The organism is Gemmatimonas groenlandica, assembly GCF_013004105.1.
GTDB lineage: Bacteria > Gemmatimonadota > Gemmatimonadetes > Gemmatimonadales > Gemmatimonadaceae > Gemmatimonas > Gemmatimonas groenlandica.
On sequence record NZ_CP053085.1, the window covers coordinates 4,606,246 to 4,625,079 of the forward strand.

24 protein-coding genes are annotated in these 18,834 nt (G+C 65.1%); 20 read left to right on the forward strand and 4 right to left on the reverse strand.

Annotated features, from left to right (window positions below; genetic code table 11):
* Nucleotides 1-13: 13 nt before the first annotated feature.
* Complete coding sequence (locus tag HKW67_RS19715) at nucleotides 14-1,774, forward strand: DUF885 domain-containing protein (RefSeq protein ID WP_171227017.1); 1,761 nt, start codon at nucleotides 14-16, stop codon at nucleotides 1,772-1,774.
* 114 nt (nucleotides 1,775-1,888) lie between these two features.
* Nucleotides 1,889-2,254, forward strand: coding sequence for a hypothetical protein (locus tag HKW67_RS19720; RefSeq protein ID WP_171227018.1), 366 nt, complete (start codon nucleotides 1,889-1,891; stop codon nucleotides 2,252-2,254).
* A 64-nt stretch (nucleotides 2,255-2,318) separates the two neighbouring features.
* Here the strand turns inward: HKW67_RS19720 and HKW67_RS19725 are convergent, their stop codons facing one another.
* Both HKW67_RS19725 and HKW67_RS19730 read right to left on the reverse strand, forming a co-directional pair.
* A complete protein-coding gene (locus HKW67_RS19725) occupies nucleotides 2,319-2,594 on the reverse strand; it encodes a hypothetical protein (RefSeq protein WP_171227019.1) in 276 nt (91 codons plus the stop codon).
* Between the two features lie 172 nt (nucleotides 2,595-2,766).
* Nucleotides 2,767-3,099, reverse strand: a complete 333-nt coding sequence (locus HKW67_RS19730) for a YciI family protein (protein WP_171227020.1) — start codon at nucleotides 3,097-3,099, stop codon at nucleotides 2,767-2,769.
* Nucleotides 3,100-3,331: 232 nt separating this feature from the next.
* Here HKW67_RS19730 and HKW67_RS19735 point away from each other — a divergent pair, with 232 nt between their 5' ends.
* The 4 genes from HKW67_RS19735 (at nucleotide 3,332) to HKW67_RS19750 (ending at nucleotide 6,007) form a co-directional block, all read left to right on the forward strand.
* Nucleotides 3,332-3,859 (forward strand): DUF1579 family protein, encoded by a 528-nt coding sequence (locus HKW67_RS19735; RefSeq protein WP_171227021.1) that lies wholly within the window; start codon nucleotides 3,332-3,334, stop codon nucleotides 3,857-3,859.
* 163 nt (nucleotides 3,860-4,022) lie between these two features.
* Nucleotides 4,023-5,084 (forward strand): serine hydrolase domain-containing protein, encoded by a 1,062-nt coding sequence (locus HKW67_RS19740; protein WP_171227022.1) that lies wholly within the window; start codon nucleotides 4,023-4,025, stop codon nucleotides 5,082-5,084.
* A 154-nt stretch (nucleotides 5,085-5,238) separates the two neighbouring features.
* Nucleotides 5,239-5,388 carry a hypothetical protein gene (locus HKW67_RS19745; RefSeq protein ID WP_171227023.1) on the forward strand — a complete coding sequence of 50 codons (150 nt, stop codon included), beginning with the start codon at nucleotides 5,239-5,241 and terminating at the stop codon, nucleotides 5,386-5,388.
* Between the two features lie 85 nt (nucleotides 5,389-5,473).
* Nucleotides 5,474-6,007: a hypothetical protein gene (locus HKW67_RS19750; RefSeq protein ID WP_206044511.1), complete on the forward strand. Its 534-nt coding sequence runs from the start codon at nucleotides 5,474-5,476 to the stop codon at nucleotides 6,005-6,007.
* 77 nt (nucleotides 6,008-6,084) lie between these two features.
* On the opposite strand, the gene HKW67_RS19755 is transcribed toward HKW67_RS19750, so the two are convergent.
* A complete protein-coding gene (locus HKW67_RS19755) occupies nucleotides 6,085-6,387 on the reverse strand; it encodes a putative quinol monooxygenase (RefSeq protein WP_171227025.1) in 303 nt (100 codons plus the stop codon).
* A gap of 331 nt (nucleotides 6,388-6,718) precedes the next feature.
* Here HKW67_RS19755 and HKW67_RS19760 point away from each other — a divergent pair, with 331 nt between their 5' ends.
* The 10 genes from HKW67_RS19760 to HKW67_RS19800 all read left to right on the forward strand — a co-directional run bounded on the left by HKW67_RS19760 (nucleotide 6,719) and on the right by HKW67_RS19800 (nucleotide 15,756).
* Nucleotides 6,719-7,669, forward strand: a complete 951-nt coding sequence (locus HKW67_RS19760; protein ID WP_171227026.1) for an amidohydrolase family protein — start codon at nucleotides 6,719-6,721, stop codon at nucleotides 7,667-7,669.
* Nucleotides 7,670-7,716: 47 nt separating this feature from the next.
* Nucleotides 7,717-9,414: a hypothetical protein gene (locus HKW67_RS19765; RefSeq protein WP_171227027.1), complete on the forward strand. Its 1,698-nt coding sequence runs from the start codon at nucleotides 7,717-7,719 to the stop codon at nucleotides 9,412-9,414.
* Between the two features lie 109 nt (nucleotides 9,415-9,523).
* The gene (locus tag HKW67_RS19770) at nucleotides 9,524-10,090 is read left to right on the forward strand and encodes a dihydrofolate reductase family protein (RefSeq protein WP_171227028.1); all 567 of its coding nucleotides are present in this window, start codon (nucleotides 9,524-9,526) and stop codon (nucleotides 10,088-10,090) included.
* A gap of 55 nt (nucleotides 10,091-10,145) precedes the next feature.
* Nucleotides 10,146-10,637, forward strand: coding sequence for a hypothetical protein (locus HKW67_RS19775; RefSeq protein WP_171227029.1), 492 nt, complete (start codon nucleotides 10,146-10,148; stop codon nucleotides 10,635-10,637).
* 51 nt (nucleotides 10,638-10,688) lie between these two features.
* Nucleotides 10,689-10,823: a hypothetical protein gene (locus tag HKW67_RS22565; RefSeq protein WP_269141204.1), complete on the forward strand. Its 135-nt coding sequence runs from the start codon at nucleotides 10,689-10,691 to the stop codon at nucleotides 10,821-10,823.
* 105 nt (nucleotides 10,824-10,928) lie between these two features.
* Nucleotides 10,929-11,483 carry a hypothetical protein gene (locus HKW67_RS19780; protein WP_171227030.1) on the forward strand — a complete coding sequence of 185 codons (555 nt, stop codon included), beginning with the start codon at nucleotides 10,929-10,931 and terminating at the stop codon, nucleotides 11,481-11,483.
* A gap of 152 nt (nucleotides 11,484-11,635) precedes the next feature.
* A complete protein-coding gene (locus HKW67_RS19785; protein WP_171227031.1) occupies nucleotides 11,636-12,358 on the forward strand; it encodes a hypothetical protein in 723 nt (240 codons plus the stop codon).
* A gap of 152 nt (nucleotides 12,359-12,510) precedes the next feature.
* Nucleotides 12,511-13,581 carry an NHL repeat-containing protein gene (locus tag HKW67_RS19790; protein WP_171227032.1) on the forward strand — a complete coding sequence of 357 codons (1,071 nt, stop codon included), beginning with the start codon at nucleotides 12,511-12,513 and terminating at the stop codon, nucleotides 13,579-13,581.
* 151 nt (nucleotides 13,582-13,732) lie between these two features.
* Nucleotides 13,733-15,004, forward strand: coding sequence for an ankyrin repeat domain-containing protein (locus HKW67_RS19795; protein ID WP_171227033.1), 1,272 nt, complete (start codon nucleotides 13,733-13,735; stop codon nucleotides 15,002-15,004).
* A 269-nt stretch (nucleotides 15,005-15,273) separates the two neighbouring features.
* On the forward strand, nucleotides 15,274-15,756 hold the full coding sequence (locus tag HKW67_RS19800; protein ID WP_171227034.1) for a GNAT family N-acetyltransferase: 483 nt from the start codon (nucleotides 15,274-15,276) through the stop codon (nucleotides 15,754-15,756).
* Between the two features lie 69 nt (nucleotides 15,757-15,825).
* Here the strand turns inward: HKW67_RS19800 and HKW67_RS19805 are convergent, their stop codons facing one another.
* Complete coding sequence (locus HKW67_RS19805; protein WP_171227035.1) at nucleotides 15,826-16,107, reverse strand: hypothetical protein; 282 nt, start codon at nucleotides 16,105-16,107, stop codon at nucleotides 15,826-15,828.
* 320 nt (nucleotides 16,108-16,427) lie between these two features.
* Here HKW67_RS19805 and HKW67_RS19810 point away from each other — a divergent pair, with 320 nt between their 5' ends.
* The 4 genes from HKW67_RS19810 (at nucleotide 16,428) to HKW67_RS19825 (ending at nucleotide 18,812) form a co-directional block, all read left to right on the forward strand.
* Entirely contained in the window at nucleotides 16,428-16,913 is a 486-nt protein-coding gene (locus HKW67_RS19810) for a VOC family protein (protein ID WP_171227760.1), read from the forward strand.
* Between the two features lie 115 nt (nucleotides 16,914-17,028).
* Entirely contained in the window at nucleotides 17,029-17,541 is a 513-nt protein-coding gene (locus HKW67_RS19815; RefSeq protein ID WP_171227036.1) for an AAA family ATPase, read from the forward strand.
* A 3-nt stretch (nucleotides 17,542-17,544) separates the two neighbouring features.
* Nucleotides 17,545-18,225 carry a methyltransferase family protein gene (locus HKW67_RS19820; protein ID WP_171227037.1) on the forward strand — a complete coding sequence of 227 codons (681 nt, stop codon included), beginning with the start codon at nucleotides 17,545-17,547 and terminating at the stop codon, nucleotides 18,223-18,225.
* A gap of 146 nt (nucleotides 18,226-18,371) precedes the next feature.
* Nucleotides 18,372-18,812 (forward strand): DUF5990 family protein, encoded by a 441-nt coding sequence (locus HKW67_RS19825; RefSeq protein ID WP_171227038.1) that lies wholly within the window; start codon nucleotides 18,372-18,374, stop codon nucleotides 18,810-18,812.
* Nucleotides 18,813-18,834 lie beyond the last annotated feature (22 nt).

An 18,834-nucleotide genomic window follows, 5' to 3' on the forward strand; every position in this document is an offset into this window, starting at 1 on the left:
GTATATGCGTGCAATGTCCTATCCGTCCGTCGCCGTGGCGCTGCTGCTGGCCGTCGCACCGCCGGCAACAGTCGTCGCGCAGTCTGCCAGCGCTCCGAATGCCACGGCTCGGCGTATCACCGCATTGGCCGATCGGTATCTCGCGGCGTGGACCGTCGCCCGGCCGGAGGACATTCTCGGCAGTGGCCTCGCGGGCGGCGACCAAGGCGCGATCGTCGACAATCGGCCGGCCGCCCTTGGCAGGTGGCACGCGATCGAGGACACGCTGCTTCGTGCGGTGCGCGCGATCGACCCCACGTCAACGCGTGCGCGCCCAGAGTATGTCACGTACGCGATCCTCCGACAGACACTAGAAGGGTCTATTGGCGCGCGCGTGTGTCGCTTTGAATGGTGGAACATATCGCCGGGGGCGGGCGGATGGCTCGGCACGTACGCCGCCGTCGCGTCGATTCAGCCCACGGGCAGCGCCGCAACGCGTGCAGACGCCGTGCGCCGCGTGCGCGCACTTGGTAGGTATGTCGAGCGAGAGATCCCGAACCTGCGCGCCGGCCTGTTGAAGGGCTATGTCGCTCCGCAGATCCTGGTGGCGGGCGTGCTCACGCAGCTCGACGAAGTTCTGGCGCTCGATCCCGCGGAGTCTCCGTTCGCATCGCCGGCCACGCGCGACTCGACGCCCGACTTCCGCGTCGCGATGCGGGACGCCATTCGCGATTCGCTCTACCCTTCGCTGAAGCGGTATCGAGACTTTCTGCGCGTCGAATACTTGCCGAAGGCTCGAACGACGCTTGGCGTATCGGTGTTGCCGCGCGGAAAGGAATGCTATGCGGCGACCGTACGGCTCCACAGTACACTCACATTGTCGGGCGACTCCATTCATCGTTTGGGCTTGGCCGAGGTGGATCGTCTCGACGCGGAAATGCGCGGCATCGCGGCGCGTGAGTTCAAGAGCACGGACGTCCGCGCGATGCTCACACGGCTGCGAACTGATACCGCGTATTCGTTTCGGACGCGCGACGAAATACGAGACTCGGCGAGGGCCGCGATCGCGCGGGCTCAAGCCGCGGCGCCACGATTCTTCGGCACGGTACCGAAGGCCAAGGTCGAGGTGCGCGACTACCCTGAGTTTCGCGCGAAGGCCGGCGCGATCGGTGAAGCGTCGCCGCCGGGAGCCGACGGATCACCCGCGATCTATTTCATCAACACGTACGATCCGTTGCACAAGCCGCGGGCCGCGGCGGAGCCGCTGGCGTTCCACGAGGGCTCGCCGGGGCACGGCTTACAGTTGAGTCTCGCGGCGGAACAGCGAGACGCCCACCCGATTGTGCGCGCACTCGTCCCGGGCGGCTTCGTGGAGGGGTGGGGGCTATACGCGGAGCAATTGGCCGAGGAGATGGGCGCCTATTCGAGCGACCTGGGACGACTGGGATTGCGCGCCAGTCAATCGGCGCGAGCGGCACGCCTTGTGGTGGACCCTGCGCTGCACGTGATGGGGTGGTCTCGCCAACAGGCGATCGATTACCTGAGCGCACACACGACGTGGGATGATCGCTTGATCGCCGCGGAGGTGGATCGCTACATCGGCCTACCTGGCCAAGCAACGTCGTACATGTTGGGTCGACTCGAGATCGTACGCCTACGCGCCAAGGCGGAGCGTGAGCTTGGCGATCGTTTCGATATTCGTGGCTTTCACGATGCTATTCTTGGGCACGGCAGTCTGACGCTGCCGGCGATGGAGACCTTCGTCGACGAGTGGATCGCGGGGCGTAAACGCTAGCGTAGGGGCTCGGTGTCACACAAAGGGGTATTCTCGCCCGCCTGGAATTCACTTGGAGGAGCAATGAAAGCGCTTCGAACGTTTCTGTGCGCATCTGTAGCACTAGCCGCATCCGTGCCGTCGTTATTACGCGCGCAGACCACACCGCCCGAGGTGCCGCGACCCGTCATCGGCAATGCGCTGTCGTCGGTCATGCCGACGTCGGTGCGGCGCTATTCGCTGGGCATCGCGCCCCGCGCGTTCGGGGTCGGTTCGTTGCGCTGGCGGATGCAGGACTCGACGCGGACGGATCAGCCGATACCGATCGTGCTGCGATTGGATTCGATCACAGCGTCGGTGCTCGAATGTCCGATGCCAGTCGCCCGGATGGCACCAGAGGCGATTCCGCGCATGCCGGTCGCGCAGGTCGATTCCATCAGCGCGGCGCCGCGCGTGGTTTCGTGGCGTGGCTGTACGAATCCGCTCGATCGCCGGCCGTAACCGGTTCGCACGACGGCGCCGTCCGCGAACGGCAGCGTTGTGTGTCACACGCCGTTTCGTCCGGCTAGCGGACCCATTCGTAGATGTGCCGCTGAAAGAACTCGCCGCCGTCATAGCGCACCAGCTTCTGCAATGACGCCGCGCGTTCCTCGATCACGTACACGCTGCGGATTGGCGCCGGGCGCTCGTTGTCACGCCCATCTTGCTCGGTCACGAGCTGCACACGTCCGTCTGGCAGTTGTTCACGCGACACGATCGAGGCGCCTCGCAGCGCGCGCCTGTCCGCGGTGAGCACGAGCGTATCACCGCTGTTGGCGTGGGGCTCATCGGCGTATGCCATCCGAAAGTCCCAGCGGACCGCGCCGTCCGTGCCGTCGCCTGGGCGAGTACGCTCGTTGCCGTGAGCGCATCGGCCCGGGGGCAAGGTTTGGAATGCCACCGGTACATCGAGCGCCTGGGACTGGTGACCACCGTGCTCTGTAGTGAGAATGAGCCGAACCGCACCGTCTACGTCAGAGCATCTCTCGCAGCGGCCAGACTTCGACGACCCCATGAGCGACGGCGCATGGCGTCTTCGAGACCATGGCGACCGCCGTTGCCAAGTCCGCGGCCTCGATCACGGCAAATCCTGCAATCGGCAGACTGCTGTGCATGAACGCACCGGTGGTGGTCTGCACGCCGGTATCGTCGGGGTTTCGCACTTGGACGGGTTCGCCTGCCACACCGATTAACGCGCCGCCCGCTTTGAGCCGTGCGTCATGCGCATGAGCCCCGTTGCGCACGTCAGGCGCCGTCTGCCGATAGCCGCTCTCGTCGCCGTACCCGACGGTGATGAACTTCGCCACGGATCTCTCCTGATGAGTGGATGGCCGCACCCCATTTGCGTCCGCCGTTCATCGGCGCCGTGTCGCGAGCATCGTGCCACGATGGCGCATGCGGGAAGCCGCATGGCCGTGAGCCGTCAACGAGCATGGTCTGCTCTCGAGCACGCACCGAGCGCAATGTATTGGCAAGGTCACGCAACAGAACGCAGTGGGGAAGCGTACCTCTTACAACGTCGCGTCGAGAGGATTTCTGATGTCCGTTCACGATGATACCGCGTCCCCCGTCACCACGGCCGCGCTCCGCCGGCTCGATGCGTTTGTCGGCACGTGGCAGAGCGTCGGCACATTTTACAGCGACGATCCGGGTGAAGACGCACCTGCCGATGCACCTGCCAATACCGGTACCACCGGAAGCGCGGATCGCATGCTCGCGACCGATCGCTATGTCTGGCTGCCGGGGGGCGCCTTTCTCGCCCATCACTGGGACGCGAAGATGCCCGACGGGCGGACTCAAGGCGTGGAGTTGATCGGCTACGAAGCCGATCGGCAGGTCTATTCGATGCACGCGTTCGACAGTCACGGTAGCCGCACCACGATGCACGCGACGGTTGACGCGGACGCGTGGACGTTCGAGGGCGACGACTTGCGCTTCACGGGCCACTTTCAAGACGATGGCGCGACGTTCCGAGGTCGTTGGCTGCGGCGCGCAGGAGACTCGGCGACGTGGGTACCGTGGATGGAACTCACCTTGACGCGCGACGCGTCGTCACCCGACGCCTGACTGCAATCTTCGGTTTGCCGAAGGTCGGACCACGCCGGTGCCACGCCTGCAACTCGCGCTTCCGCGCTCCCGTAGGGCGTGCATGACCCTCACTCGCCGAGTCATAGCGGCTGCGCTCGCCATTATCGCTGGAACGGCATGCACCCACGCTCGTCTTCCCCTCGTGGCATCCAACATGGTGTCGAACGACCGCGACGCGGCCCGCGCGCTCTTCGCGCGATTTGATTCGCTCCGCGTTGCCGAGCGCATTCCCGGCATGGCCGTCGTGTTGCTGCGCGATACCACGGTGCTGCTCGCCCAAGGCTTCGGGTTCGCCGACGTGGCGCGTGAGATTCCGGTCACGCCCGATACGCCCTTCGACGTCGCATCGGTCGCCAAACCAATCTCGGCGGTCGTCGCGTTGCGGCTGGTCGAAGCGGGACAGCTCGATCTCGATCGTCCCATGCGGCGCTATCGCGACTTCAACGAGTTCTGCGCGGCGGCTCGTGGTGACGGCGGGATCTTCTTCGGCGACTACGCGTGCGAGAACGATCAGCTCACGCTGCGCCATGTGCTGTCGATGACGGCCAATGGCACGCCCGGTACACGTTTCTGGTACAACCCGCCGTCGTTCTCGTGGGCTTCACGTCCGATGGCCGAGGTGGCCGGACAGACCTTTTCCGACCTGGTCGATTCACTCGTGTTCCGCCCCGCGGGCATGCAGCACGCCGCGCGGCGGCATCGGCGTCGTCCGCTTCCTCCCGAATTGGCAGCGGCGCTGGCCACACCGTACCACGTGGACTCGGCAGGTCAAGTCGTGCCATCAGATCCGCCGCCACCGCAGGGTGATGGGGCGGCGGGCGGCGTGATCGCGAGTGCGAACGATGTCGCGCGTTTCGACATCGCCCTCACCAGCGGGCGGTTGCTCGCGCCGGCGTCACGCGCGAGCCTCTGGACTCCAACCCGCACGCCATCGGGCGCGATGCTCCCCTACGGACTGGGCTGGTTTCTGGCCACGTACCAAGGTCGCTCGCTGGCCTGGCACACCGGTCTCTGGGAGGGACGCTACTCGGCGCTATATCTCAAGGTGCTGAACGCGTCGCGCGACGAGCAGCTCACCCTGATTCTGCTCGCCAACAGCGAAGGGCTGCGGTGGCCATCGCGCCTCGACGAGGCCGCGATCGAACGCTCGGCCTTTGCGACCGCGTTTCTGGATGCCTTCCCTGCGCGCCGTACGACGCATTGAGACGTGGCGCCGCCTGGGACTTTTTCGGGTCGGTCTGACAGGACCTTCGTCAGCCTGCTCGCGCGGTGTTGTACGGGAGGCGAGCACGAGCAATCTTTCTAGGAGCGCGACCTTGCGATCCGATCTGCTCCACATCCCCTGACTTGACGACCACGTGGCCAAGAAGCCGAATTACGAGTTTGAGAAGCGGAAGAAGGAACAGGAGCGCCAGCAGAAGAAGACGGCGAAGCTCCAGCAACGCGAGGACGCGGCGCGGCAGCGCGCCGAAGATCTGGCCAACGGCGTGGTGCCCGAAGAGGAGTAGGGGAATTCGTCTCGCTTCCTGCCTGAGCCTGTCGATCACCCTGTTGGCGTGCAGCGAGCGGACGCCGGCCCCCGTCGACACGGCGGTGCGCTCGATGCCCGCCGCGACACCCGCAGCGCCGGCTGCGGACTCCGGCGCCGTCCTCGCGCTCGACGGCGAGGGCCTGCGCGTATTCCTGCAGCCCTCGGGTGCGGCTCGCCTCATCGCGTTCGGCGACGCGCGCTCGGTGGTGGTGGCAACCGTAACCCGCCTGCGCGGCGGAATACAGCCCGAGATCGCCGAGAATCTCGAGTGCCGGGCCACCGTCGCGACGTGGCCTACGAGCGGCCTGCAACTCTGGTTCACGTCAGATTCCGCAGATTCCGCCGCGCGTTTCATCGGGTGGTCGCTCGGCGGCCGCGCGCCCACCGATTCCACCATGCCCAAGCTCACCACGCCGAGTGGGATCGGGCTGGGCTCGACGCGCGCGGCGCTGGACAGCGTGTATGTCGCCCGCGTCGCACGATCTTCACTCGGTGTCGAGTTTAGCGCCGGCGGCCTCGCGGGCATACTCGCCACGGCGCGACCGGACGCACCGATCCAGAATTTGTGGGCCGGTCAGGTCTGTCTCGCCCGCTAGCACGCGCGTTATCGGCGCCCAGGTGCCACAGCGACGTGCATAGCTGTACGCAATCAGCTATGCACGTTGACCGCCGGTTATCCCGGAAGCTTGGCCGCCAACAGATCGACCATCTCGATTTTCGGAGGCTCACTCAACAGCGCCTCAGCGTTGGCCATCAGTGCCGCCGCGATGGGGCCGCTGAGGTGCGCCTGGCGCCCTTGGTCGTCATCGAACGTGTCGAAGATGCCGAAGGTCGACGCGTCAAAGCGCAGCGCGAACCACGAGGTGGTACCGGACTCGGCGTTGGCGAGGGGAAGTGCACCGGCAAGGAAATCGGCGAGCGCCGTTTCCTGGCCGGACTTGGCGTGTAACCGGACGAACAGAGCGAGCTTGGCCACAAGAGACACCGGTTCAGGATGGAGAATGTCGGCACGCGTTCGCGGAGTCCGTCGCATCAACTTCTCATCATGCTCGCGATCGGGCCAGTGTGCGGGCGCGTTGCCGGCGTGCTACTCTTTGGTGCCACAGCAGTCGAGCGGGGGCTACGTCACGACGGACTCGTCTGGCTCTGTCGGCCTGCCCGCTCTGCGTAGGACGGCCGAAGCGAGAACCCGCAGAGGGCAATGTTCTACCGCGACCGCCGAATGTTCGTTGCACCTGTCAAGCGATTAGTGGATCGCTCGGCGGTGAACTCGAGCGTTGGGACTCAGCAGAACCCAAGGAGTGAGAATGATGCGAGGCGTCCGCGCGGTCTGGGTCGGCGTGGCCCTGTTGACGGGATGCGCGCGCGAGGTCCCTGTTCCCGCGCCGCAGCCAATTATCGACATGCACCTCCACGCGTTCGCGTATGACGCGTACGGCCTGCCGGCTCCGCCGAACGAGGTCACGGGGAACGTGCCACACTTCGGCTCGGATACCAGCGCCATGCGTGCGACGTTCGATACGCTACGTCTGTACCACGTCGTGCGCGCCGTGGCGAGCGGCCCGTTGGCCGACGTGCGCCGGTGGCGGGCCGCCAATCCCACCGTAATCATGGGCGGCGCGTACACGGGGCCGCGCGATACGCTGCTTGCCGTGACGACTCTCGAGCAGCTGTTCGCCGACGGCGAGCTGAAAGTACTTGGGGAATTGGGCCTACAGTATCGTGGGCTGAGCCCCAGCGCGCCGGAGCTCACGCCCTATTGGGCCTTGGCGGCCGCGCGAAAGATTCCCGTGGCGGTGCATACTGGCTTGGGAGATGCAGGCACGCCGTTCGATTGCTGTCCGAACTTTCGAGCGCGCTTGGGAAATCCCTTGCTGCTTGAAGACGTGTTGGTGGCGCATCCTGGACTTCGCGTGAACGTGATGCACGCCGGATATCCGTTCCTTGCCGAGACCAAGGCGCTGCTGACGATCTACCCCGAGGTGTACGTGGACATCGGCGTGCTCAGTTGGGCAATCCCGCGTGCGGAGTTTTACGCCTACCTCAAAGCGTTGATCGACGCGGGCTTCGCGAACCGGGTGATGTTTGGCTCCGATCAGATGGTCTGGCCGGAGGCGATCGGGATGGCGATCGCCGGGATCACCGAGGCACCCTTTCTCACGCCCGCGCAGCGACAAGCCATTTTCTATGACAACGCGGCGCGCTTTCTTCGCCTCACTCCGGCGGAGATCGCGCGCGACCACGCCGCCGTGCGGTAGCGGTCCTGCCCCCACTATCGCATCAGATCCCCAATGGAGGTCGGACCGTGATCCATCGCCATTCCATCCGCTACGTGAGCATCGCGCTGCTCGCATCTGTTGCCGCGTGCGACGGTGATGCCAAGCCCGCCAGGCCGGCCGATTCGGCCGCACACGACGCAAGCATGGCCGCGGCGCCAGCGCGCACCGAGCGCCTCGCGAATCTCGGGCCGTACCATCGTGTCATCCGCACGAGCAACGCGCAGGCGCAGCAATTCTTCGATGAGGGACTGACGCTGCTGTATGGCTTCAATCACGAGGAGGCCTTCGCGTCGTTCGGCCGCGCGGCCATGCTCGACACGCTCTCCCCGATGCCACACTGGGGCATGGCGCTCTCGCTCGGCACCAACATCAACGACCCGGCGCCGGCCGATCGACTCGCGAAGGCGTTCACGCATCTCGCCGTCGCCCAACGCCTGGCCGCGAACGGCAGCGACGTAGAGCAGGGACTCGTGGCGGCGCTCGGCCAGCGGTACGTGGCCCGTCCTACCGGAGATCAGGCGGTGCGTGAGGCCGCATATGCCGACGCCATGGGCGCGCTGTCCACGCGCTTTCCCGACGACGCCGACGTGGGCGCGCTCCACGCGGAAAGCCTGATGAACCTGCATCCGTGGCGGCTGTATACGGCCGACGGTACGCCGGAATCGTGGACGCCGCCGATCGTCGCCGCGCTGGAGCGCCAGCTCGCTCGGCACCCCGAGCATCCCGGTGCCAATCACTACTACATCCACGCGATCGAAGCCTCGAAAACGCCAGAGCGTGCGACGGCGTCAGCCGCCCGCCTGGAGACGCTGGTGCCCGGGGCCGGCCACCTCGTGCACATGCCCTCGCACATTTATATCCGCACGGGCGACTACGTCCGCTCCGCGAAGGCCAACGCTGCCGCCGCCGCGGTGGATGAAGCCTACTTTGGCTCGAAGGGCGCGCAGACCTTCTACGCGATGGGCTACTACGCGCACAACCGCCAGTTCGAGTCTGCGTCAGCGATGTTCGCCGGCAATCTCGCCGAGGCACGGGCGAGCGCTGTGCGCACGGTGCAGGTCGCAGATCCGGCGGCAGATCAGATGGCCATGCTCGAACCCTTCGCCGCGCTGGAGCTGTTCGTGTTGGTGCGCTTCGGGCAGTGGGCCGATATCCTGTCGGGTACGACTCGGGCACCGAAAGCGACGCGCACCCTGCAGACCGGCTTTCACCACTGGGCACGGGGCGCCGCGCTTGCGGCAACCGGAAAGCTCGGTGACGCCGAGCAAGCGCTTACCTCGCTGAAGAGCGCGGCGACGGGCGTGCCGAAGGAAGCGATGGTCGGTCCGGTGAACTGGGGCGGCGATGTGCTCGCCGTGGCGATCTCCGACCTCACGGGCCGCATCGCGGAGGCCAAGGGAGATCACGCGGCGGCGATCACGGCGTTCACCGCGGCCGTCGTGGCCGAGGACAAGTTGGGCTACAACGAGCCACCTGACTGGTTGCTCCCCGAGCGCGAACGATTGGGTATCGTGTTGCTCGCGGCGGGGAAGCCGGGTGAGGCCGAGTCGACATTCCGTGCCGAATTGGCAAAGCACCCGCGCAATCCACGAGCGCTCTACGGCGTGTGGAAGAGTCTCGAGGCGCAGCGCCGCGATGCGCGTGCGGCGCAGCGCGACTTCGCGGCCGCCTGGTCCGGTGCGGACGTCATCCTCGGTGACGACCTGTATCCGCGACGCCGGTGACGCCTGTAGCTTCATCGTGCCAGGAAAGCCGCTGCCACTCTTTCGCTGGTTGTTTACCTATGCGCAGACGCCCGCTGTATCGTTGCCTCCGAGAGGCCATGGACTAGTCATGGGAATCCTGACCTTCAGCCTCAACGTCACGCTTGATGGTTGTGTCGATCACCAAGAGGGGATCGCCGACGACGAGACGCACGCGTTCTTCACCAATCTCATGAACGCGAACGGCGCGATGCTGTGGGGGCGCGTCACGTACGAGATGATGGAGAATTACTGGCCCTCGGTCGCGCGCGGCGACGTCGAGGCGCCGCCGGCCATACGGGAGTGGGCGGTCCAGCTCGAGGCGAAGCCAAAGTACGTCGTGTCGAGTACGCGAACGGACTTCTCGTGGAACAATAGTCACCACATCACCGGCGACCTGCGCACGCGCGTGCAGCAGCTGAAAGACGCGACCCCGGCCGGTGTGCTCCTTGGCAGCGGCGCACTCGCGACTGAGTTAGACCGACTGGACCTTATCGACGAGTACCTGTTCCTCGTGCACCCCAGGATCGCCGGTCACGGCCCCACGCTGTATCAAGGCGGGCTGCCCCGCACGCGGCGGCTCGAACTTCTCTCGGCCACGCCCCTCCGCTGTGGTTCGGTGGCGGTGCACTATCGACGTGCGCCGAACGACACGTGATACGGCACCACTGGCTTCGGCTACTTTGGTGTGCAACTTGAATGCTGGAGGTTGTGTGAGCGAAAGTCTCAAGCTGGTTCGCCGGGTGAGTGCATTCTGTGTAGGCGTGGCCCTCGCCGCCTGCGGCGCCGACGACGAAGCACTGATCTCGGTCTCGTATCGATCCGACGCGATAGTGCCGCGTACGCAGACGACTGTCATTCTGTCCGACGGTACGCGGCGCTACGTGATTACCGGAGCGGAATTGCGGCCGGCCGACGGGATCGCCATCATGCGTCCGACTGCCATGTCGGGCGAGGCCAAGGCAAACGTCAGCATGAGTGACGCGCAGGGTGTCATCGCAACCGGGCAGCTCGAACTGCCGTTGATGTCAGACTGGGTTTGGGGCGTGGAAATCCACGTCGACTCTGTGAATCCGTCGCGGTTGTGCTTCGGCTGCGTTGGGAGCCGGTCGTTTCCGCTTCGACCCGGCGTGGGCCGTACGGTTCGTGATTCGCTTTGGCTAACGTGGGGCGGGAACTCCATTCGCAACCCGGTTGTCTACTAACTGGTCGCCAATGGGGTCGTCATCGGCACCGACTGAGTCGAGTTGTAGTCAGTGTTCGAGAAGCTCGCCATTCGGGCAGAGGCCGAGCGGTTTCAGGAACTTCGGCCGCTGCCGTTCGGTGTGTGCGGCCGGATCTACGACAAGTACGGGATGCAGTGGATATTCAGCGGCGACGGTGCGCAGTAGCGGCCGGTGACTTGACGGCACCCGACACCATCGCGAACGGCGCGCGGCGTTCCTACGGCTTCGGACTCGGTACGGGTAACACATGCACTTCCACACCTGACGGCAATGACCGACGACGAATTGGCGGTGGCGCTCCAGGCCGAATTCGCCCGCTTGGGCTTGGATTGGGAACGGGCGCCCTTCGATATCGTGAACGCGACGACGGACGACGAGCGCGACGCGGATCGGTCGGACGACCTCTTCCTCGCACACCTGCGAGGACTGTCGCCGGGCGCGACATGGCGAGAGGTCTACGTTGACCTCCCAGCACACTGGGATCTGGAGGATCCGCAGACGTGGTCCGTGCCCTACCACCCGTTGGGGCCACTCGACTACCCGGTACTGCCGACCGGCCCGGCTCTGCTGCTCGCGTGGCCCGTGACGCTCGACGAGGGATGTCTCGACAGACTCTGCGCACGCGCCAACGCCGCGGCCTTTCGCGTGCACGCCACATGGTTCCTGTCTTTGAGCACGCCCTTTCCGGAGCGTCTCGCCTACGTGGTGTTGCCGCACGACACCACCGATGACATGTTTGCCGCCTTCCAGGCGTTCGTCGCCGCCGACCTCGAGGCGCGTGTATGGTCGATTTGCCGCACGGGCAGGGAGCGCTACTACGCGTGAGGGTCAGGCGGCCATACGTATTCGTGCGCCGACGTATGCTGTATCTTCGATGAAGAAGCACACACCATTCTCGGGGATACATCTTTGTCACGCATGCCTGGCGTACGGAACGATGAAGGTCGGCGCGGTTCAGAATCCCGCCCCGCGCGCGCATGAGTGAGCCCGCACAGTCGCCACGGTACCAGCTGCTCGTCGACCACCTCGGTACCGGGCTGACCCTGAGCTACCTCGCCCTCGTGGCGATCGGCATGTTCCATAGCGTCCTCGGTTATCGCCACTACGGGATCAATATTCTGGACTATGCGGAAGCCAGCGACTTCTTACTCGCGCCGTTTCGGGACCCGATGGTGATGGTCGTGACCGTGCTTCCCGCCGTCCTCGCATTCGCGTATCTGAGATTCTTCGATCAGTATTCGACGCGCGCGCGGGAGAAGCGTCGCGCTGCAGGGAAAGCGCTCGCGTGGTGGGAGAGCAGCGAAGCCACGGTGGCGCGTACGAAGCCGCTCCTGCCGTTCCTCGCGATTGGAATGGCGATGCTCTGGGTCTTCGTGAGCGCGGATGCCTACCAGCGCAGACTCGCCACGCGGGCGATGCGGGGTGAGGGACAGCGCGTTCTCGTCGAACTCACGAACGGAACGATTGATGGCGGCAGCCCGCGCCGTCCGCTGGTCATGGTCGGGGCGACGAGTCGCTACTTCATCTTCTTTCGTACTGCGGACTGGCAGACGGAAGTGATGCCAACCGATAACGTCCTGCGAATTCTTCCCGAAGGCACGTTGCCCACGACCAGCGTGTCGCGCCGTGAGCGGAGCTGGAAGCAGCTCGATGAACGTCCACTGCCGCGAAGCGGGGCGGACTCGACGAAGGGGCACTGACTTTGCCGATTCTGGTATTGCATCAAGTCTGTCGCGTACGGCTGGCTGTCGAAGTTCTCACGTTCGCGACACTCGCGGTTTTCGTTGCTGGGTGTCGCGAGTCCGCCAGCCCGCAGCGCGTAAGCCAACGTGTCGTCGGCGACACCACGTTCGTGTCGTCACCGGCAGAAGGAGTCGAGGGCCCCGTGCGTTTGGCGGAGTCGCTGCGAATCACCGAGCCGTCGCTCGATTTCAGTCGAATCGACGCGGGCGCGTTTGGACCGGGCGGCACGATTTGGATCTTCGACGCCGCGGGTCCACAGGGCGCGTCCATTCACGTGGTCGATGCCCTCGGCCACACCGCAACACCCGCTGGACGCGAGGGTGAAGGCCCGGGCGAGTACCGAGCGCCGCTGCGGATATTCCGCTTGGCGGACAGCACGATGCTGGTCAAAGAGATGTCCACCACGCGGGCGGTTCTCTTCAGTGGCACTGGGACGGTGCTCTCGACGATTGCGCTACCCCCGAAGGTCGCGGGTGGGTGGGTCGTGACGCCGGATACCGCCGGCGGTTGGTTCATCACCGTCTCGTTCGAGGACAACAAACCCAATCGTATTGGCCGATTCGGCTGGCTGCATTTCGATCACACCGGCAACGTCATCGACACGGTGCATCCCCCGATCCACGTGCTGTCGGAACCGACACCGGACGGCATCGCCCCGGGTCGCATACGCACGGTTGGGAGAGACGGTTCGGTGCTGACAACCATCCCCGGTCCGAATCGTTTCATGCGGTATGCGCGTGACCGCTCGGTGCTGGTGATGGAGTGGCCCGGGCTGCCGCCCGAATACGGCGACGCTGAACGTGCCGACATGCAAGTCGTGGAAGATCGGATGCGTGAGTTGTTCGGCGAGGCAAAACGCGCCCTGCCTACCCGCAAGCAACCGGCCAATCGCATTCTGACCGATGGCAGCGGCAACCTCTGGGTGCAGTTGTCCAACGTTGGCGAGCGAATTCCAGATGAAGAGTTGTCGAAGGATCAGGGGCCGCTGACGGTCAAGTGGCGCGAGCCCGATCGCTGGGCCGCCTTCCGTCACGATGGGACGCTGCGCTTCGTCGTTGACCTCCCACCGCACGCGAGGCTCCTTGATCGAGAGGGAGATCGACTGCTTGGTGTCATCGCCGATGAGAGTGGGGCCGAGCACGTCGTCGTGTGGCGAATTATTTCGCGTGATGTTCCATAACGCGCCGCGTGCGTGCGCTGGTTTGAGCAACTTCGAGATTGACGGACAGGGAATGCACATGGTGCGTGCGCTCTGGATCGGAATGCTGTAGCTGCATCGCGGGCCCGCACCGACGCCAGCGGACCTCCGCGCTCCCTCATGGAGGCTCGCTATGCCTGTTCGTCGACTTTCCGTGCACCCTGACCTTGAGCAGCTGCAGCGTCAGGCCGAGGAACTGCTTCGTGCTGTACACAACAGCGATGCCGACGCGCTGGCTGAATGGGGTGAGTGGCACCCAGCTCCCGTCGCGCCCGCCGCGGCGACGCTAGCCGACGCGCAGTTCACACTGGCGCGCAGCTATGGATCGGCGAGTTGGACGAGGCTCGTCCATGCGGTGCGCCTCGCGGATGCCATCTGGAGTGACGACCTCGATCAGGTCCTCATGCTCGTCAAGGACAACCCTATGCTCCTGCAGGAACCGGTGCTCATTCGCGTCGACAGTAATTGGGGGCCACCCATGACCTACGCGGCGAACCTCGGACGCGACGTCATGATCCGAGCGCTCTTCAGGCAAGGTGCCACGGATCTGGAGTCGGCCGCTGGGCGTGCGGCGCTGCAAGGCCATCCGGACACCGTACGCATGATCCATGAATTGGCGGGGCGACCGCCACTCTGGAACTGGTCGCTGGCTGGACCCGCGTACACACTCAACGTCGAAGGAACGGCCGTGCTGTTCACGCTCGGCGCGCAGATCGTTGGCGCCGATGGCGTTGATTACAACACGATGGAACACCTGCTCGGCACCGACAGCCGCAATCCGCCAGCGAAGCATCGCATTCTCGAGATGTATGTCACGCATGGACTCGAACTGCCCGATACGCCCGTGATGGCGCTCCATCGCGGACGCATCGACCTGCTCGAGGCGCATCACGCGCGCGACCCAAACCTCTTCACCCGCACGTTCGATATCGTGGACGTCTTTCCACTCGCGCCAGCGTGCGCGCGTGAGCTGTACACGGCGCAGGGGACACCGGTTCACGGCACGACGTTGCTCCACCTCGCCGCGTACTTTGATGATCTGGAAGTCGCGCAATGGCTTCTCGAACGCGGTATGGATCCGAACGTATGCGGCGTAACGGATGCGGACGGCTTCGGCGGGTACCCGGCCCTCTTCTCGACAGTGGTGTCCCAGCACAACTTCTGGGTCAACTATCGCGAGGGCGGGGATGACGACGCCACGTTCACGCAGCTCCTTCTCGACCACGGGGCCGACCCCAATCTTCGCGCGTCAGTCCGGGCGCGACTGGAGGAAGGACATGGTGGCGGACCGCTGCGCGAGTACCGCGATGTCACGGCACTGAGTTGGGGTGAGCGTTACGACGCGAAGATCTTTGTCAGTCGGGAGTCGCTGCGACGGATCGAGGCGTGTGGCGGTCGACGCTAACGCGGCGTCGCTGGGCACATCAGGGATTGTGTGAGGACGCAGGCACTTGGTCCGAGAAGCGCCGACGTCCGCGCAGGAGTAGGATCGTGGAGTCGGAGTGCAGCCGTGTGCCTGATCGTTATGCCACGATCTCACGGTCCAATCAATGACGTGAACGGCACGGGGGATGCTCGTTGGCGACGGGGAACGATCCGTCGCCCGTACGGCTACGTGTGCCGAGAGGTGCCAAGTTGTGAGTGCCTCGCTCTTCCCGTGTGAGAAAGACGCCAATGATTCGTGCTGCCCGTCTCGCCGATACACCGACGCTGCTTGCTGTCGCGTGCGCCACAGGCCTCTTTGCACCCGCTGAAGCGAGCGCGCTTCTTGGGGGAGTTCTGGACGCGCTTCACGCTGACCATCTCGGGCCTGGGCATGCCGCACAGGTGTGGTCGCCCAACGATGCAGGCGCACCCTCCGGGTGGGTCTACCACGCCCCGGATGCACACGCCGACGGTGTGTGGAATCTGTGGTGGATAGGCGTCCACCCAGAGGACCACGGTCGCGGAGGCGGCGACTCGCTTCTCGATGCCGTGGAAGCGGCCGTCATGGCCGAAGCGGGGCGAGAGTTGGTAGTCGAGAAAAGCGCGCTTCCCCCTCTTGCCCGCGCACGAGCGTTCTACGCCAGGAGAGGCTACATCGCGTGTGGCCGTGTGCCAGACTTCTACGGCGTCGGCGATGACAAGATCATCTTCGCAAAGCGGATGTGTGCGTGAGCCTCACCGTCGTCGTTGCGCTGCTCTCGCAGTTGCTCGGTCGGGTCACGCGAGGCGACCGCTCCGCGACTACTTCGTCCAGAAGACGGCCGTGCCGCAGTGTGCGCCGCCCACTCGACCGCCGGAGGTGTTGAAACGCGGTGGGGTCGACGCGACCGTGTAATATTCAAAGCCGATGATGACAGAGGCGTTCAGACTGTTTACGTCGAAGAGTTCATCGCTTGCGCCGTTGGTGATCGACACGCCGTTCAGAATGACCTGGACCATGCACCCGTTGCGCGGCCCCCGCTGCCCCTGCAAGTACTGCTGGCTACCTTTGCCCCAGGTCCGAAGGCCGGCGATGCTGGACACGAGAATCTCGGACACGGCACGAAAGCGATAGCGCTCAAACGTCGCCGCATCGAGAAAGCGCCCTAGCCCCAGCGCTCGCCGCTCGCTGAACTGTTGGAGCTTCCACGCATTGGCCGGTCCGCCCGCCGCCTCCGTGCGTACGGTCTCGAGCCGAGTGGGCCCGAGTATCAGACGTGGGAGTCGAATGCACGTCCGGCTGTACTCCTATCGCGCGGCGCGTGAATCATTCGACCGTGCGGTCTACTTATTGCGCGTGTCGCGTGGAAATCGGCGACCGCAGCGAGGCGGTCGCTGCGGACATCTCTCGATGGAGCAGTGACATGACGCCCCCCGCGAAAAGCACGATTTGTCTGTGGTACGATGGTCAGGCCGAGGCCGCTGCGAAATTCTACGCGCAAACCTTTCCGAATTCGTCAGTGGGTGCCGTGCACCACGCGCCGGGCGACTTTCCGGCGGGGAAGGCAGGCCAGGTGTTGACCGTCGAGTTTACCGTGTTCGGCGTTCCGTGCCTTGGGCTCAACGGGGGGCCGGAGTTCAAGCACTCCGAAGCCTTCTCGTTTCAGATCGCGACGGAGGACCAAGCCGAAACGGATCGGTACTGGAACGCGATCGTCGGCAACGGCGGCCAAGAGAGCGCGTGCGGATGGTGCCGGGACAAATGGGGACTCTCTTGGCAGATTACACCGATCGCGTTGACGCTGGCGGTCACCGATCCGGATCCTGGGGTTGCGAAGCGCGCGTTTGAGGCGATGATGCAGATGAAGAAGATCGACATCGCCGCTATCGAAGCAGCCCGTCGCGGCTGAGCGCGGTGTCAACAGCCGGGAAGCTAGGCGACACTTCGTTGGGGGGCCGTTTGATGACTTGTGCTTTCAATACCCGATGCATGCGTTCCCGCGGTCGTTTCGCGCTCCCGTGAACGTGGATGCTCTAGTTCTGGTTGGACCGAACGGCGTCGGGAAGTCAACGGTTGGACGCGCCCTCGCCGAAACCGGCGAATTCGAATACCTCGACTTGGAGGCGTTCTTCGCCCGCCGGTACGCATCGCTGGCGGCCTATCGCGCTGACCGGGCGAACGCCTACGTCCAATTCGAAGACACGGTCCGATCGCGTATCGCCGCCGATGCGTTACCCGTCGTGTTTGAAGAAGTCGGCATCAATGCATCGGCGCTCGGGATGCTGACGGCGCTACGGCGCGACTACCACGTCGTGCTAGTCGAGCTGCACGCGAGCGTCGAGAGTTGCATTCATCGCGCTGCCCAACGTGAAGGCGGCGAGCGCTTCCCCAAAACGGCTGTCTCCGTCCGCGACGTGTGGGAGCGATTCGCTACAGATCGCGCGCTTCTTGGTCCTATTGAGCATCGCATTGATACGGAGATGCTCGACGTATCGGCGATCGTCGACCAAATCCTCGCAGTGCTTACGGAGGGATAGCTCGTGCTCGTCGTTGCTCTCCGACTGATGGCGGACGGCGGACTCGTGGCGCTGATGCTCTTCGCGTCCGCCGGCACGCTTGCGTGGTGGCGCGCTTGGGTTTTGCTCGGGGTGTTGATGGTGGTCCGCGTCGCCGGTGCTGCGGTGATTGCCCGCGTCAGTCCCACGTTGTTGCGCGAGCGCGCGCGGCTCCCACTCCACGACGAGCAGCCGTCGGCCGATCGACTGCTGCTGCTCGCGGTGTTGGCCACGGGGTTTCTTGGGCTGCCGCTGCTCGCGGGACTCGATGTGCACCGGTGGCACGTGCTCCCTCCCCCCGCGCCGTGGCTCAGTAGTATTGGCTTGGTGCTCTTCGCGCTCGGCTGGGGCCTCAAGCAGGTCGCGCTCCGAGCGAACGCGTTCGCAACCACGGTCGTCCGGCTGCAGACGGAAAGGGCGCACGCGGTCGTGGACGCGGGGATCTACGCGGTCGTGCGCCATCCGTTCTACGCGGCCGATCCACTGATCTTGGTCGGGCTCGGCCTGTGGCTGCAATCGTCGACGGCGGCGCTCGCGGCGGTCGTCCCGGTTTTGTTCATGGTGCTCCGGCTGCAGCTCGAGGAGCGCTTCCTGCTCCGGGCCCTTCCCGGCTACGATACGTACATGACGCGCGTGCCGCATCGCCTCGTCCCGGGCATTTGGTAGGAGGTCTCGTCTGTGTCTCACTCGTTGCACGAGTCGTTGCTGACCAACTCACGTACACGTGGCGCGAGTTGGAGCCGACGCCGGATTCCCTGCGTTGCACGCGAACGCCGGTCTTCGTCGTTCGCTTACATCACGCTGAATAGCCTATGGCCGACGAGCTGACACTGCAGATCGTGGTGCGCGAACCACTCCCCGAGGTATTTCTCCGGATGCAGCGCGGACGGCACGAGCTCGTCGCGCCGGTACGTGTCTCGGCGCTGTCGGTCACATTCGAATTGCGCGTGCAGGCGGTGATGCGGGCCAACGGCGCCATCGTGCTGAAAGGCCCGGAGGTCCAAGGTCCCCCCGCGCAGCGGTTCGTATATGTCAATGCGGGGTCGTATGCCGGTGCACCCCAGTCGCCGTGGTCTCGGCGCGCGAAAGTCCCGCTCGGCGCAATTACCGAGGCCTTGGTGCACGCCGTCCAAGCGACGACGCGGGCGGTGCTGCGCGCCGAGATCCACGGTCGGGCGCGCGACGGGGGACCGGCGGCTGCCACTGTCCCGCTGTTGGGCGCGGGATGGACCGTGGCGTCGGGCGAGGAGTAGGGGGACGCGTGCTGCGGCTACT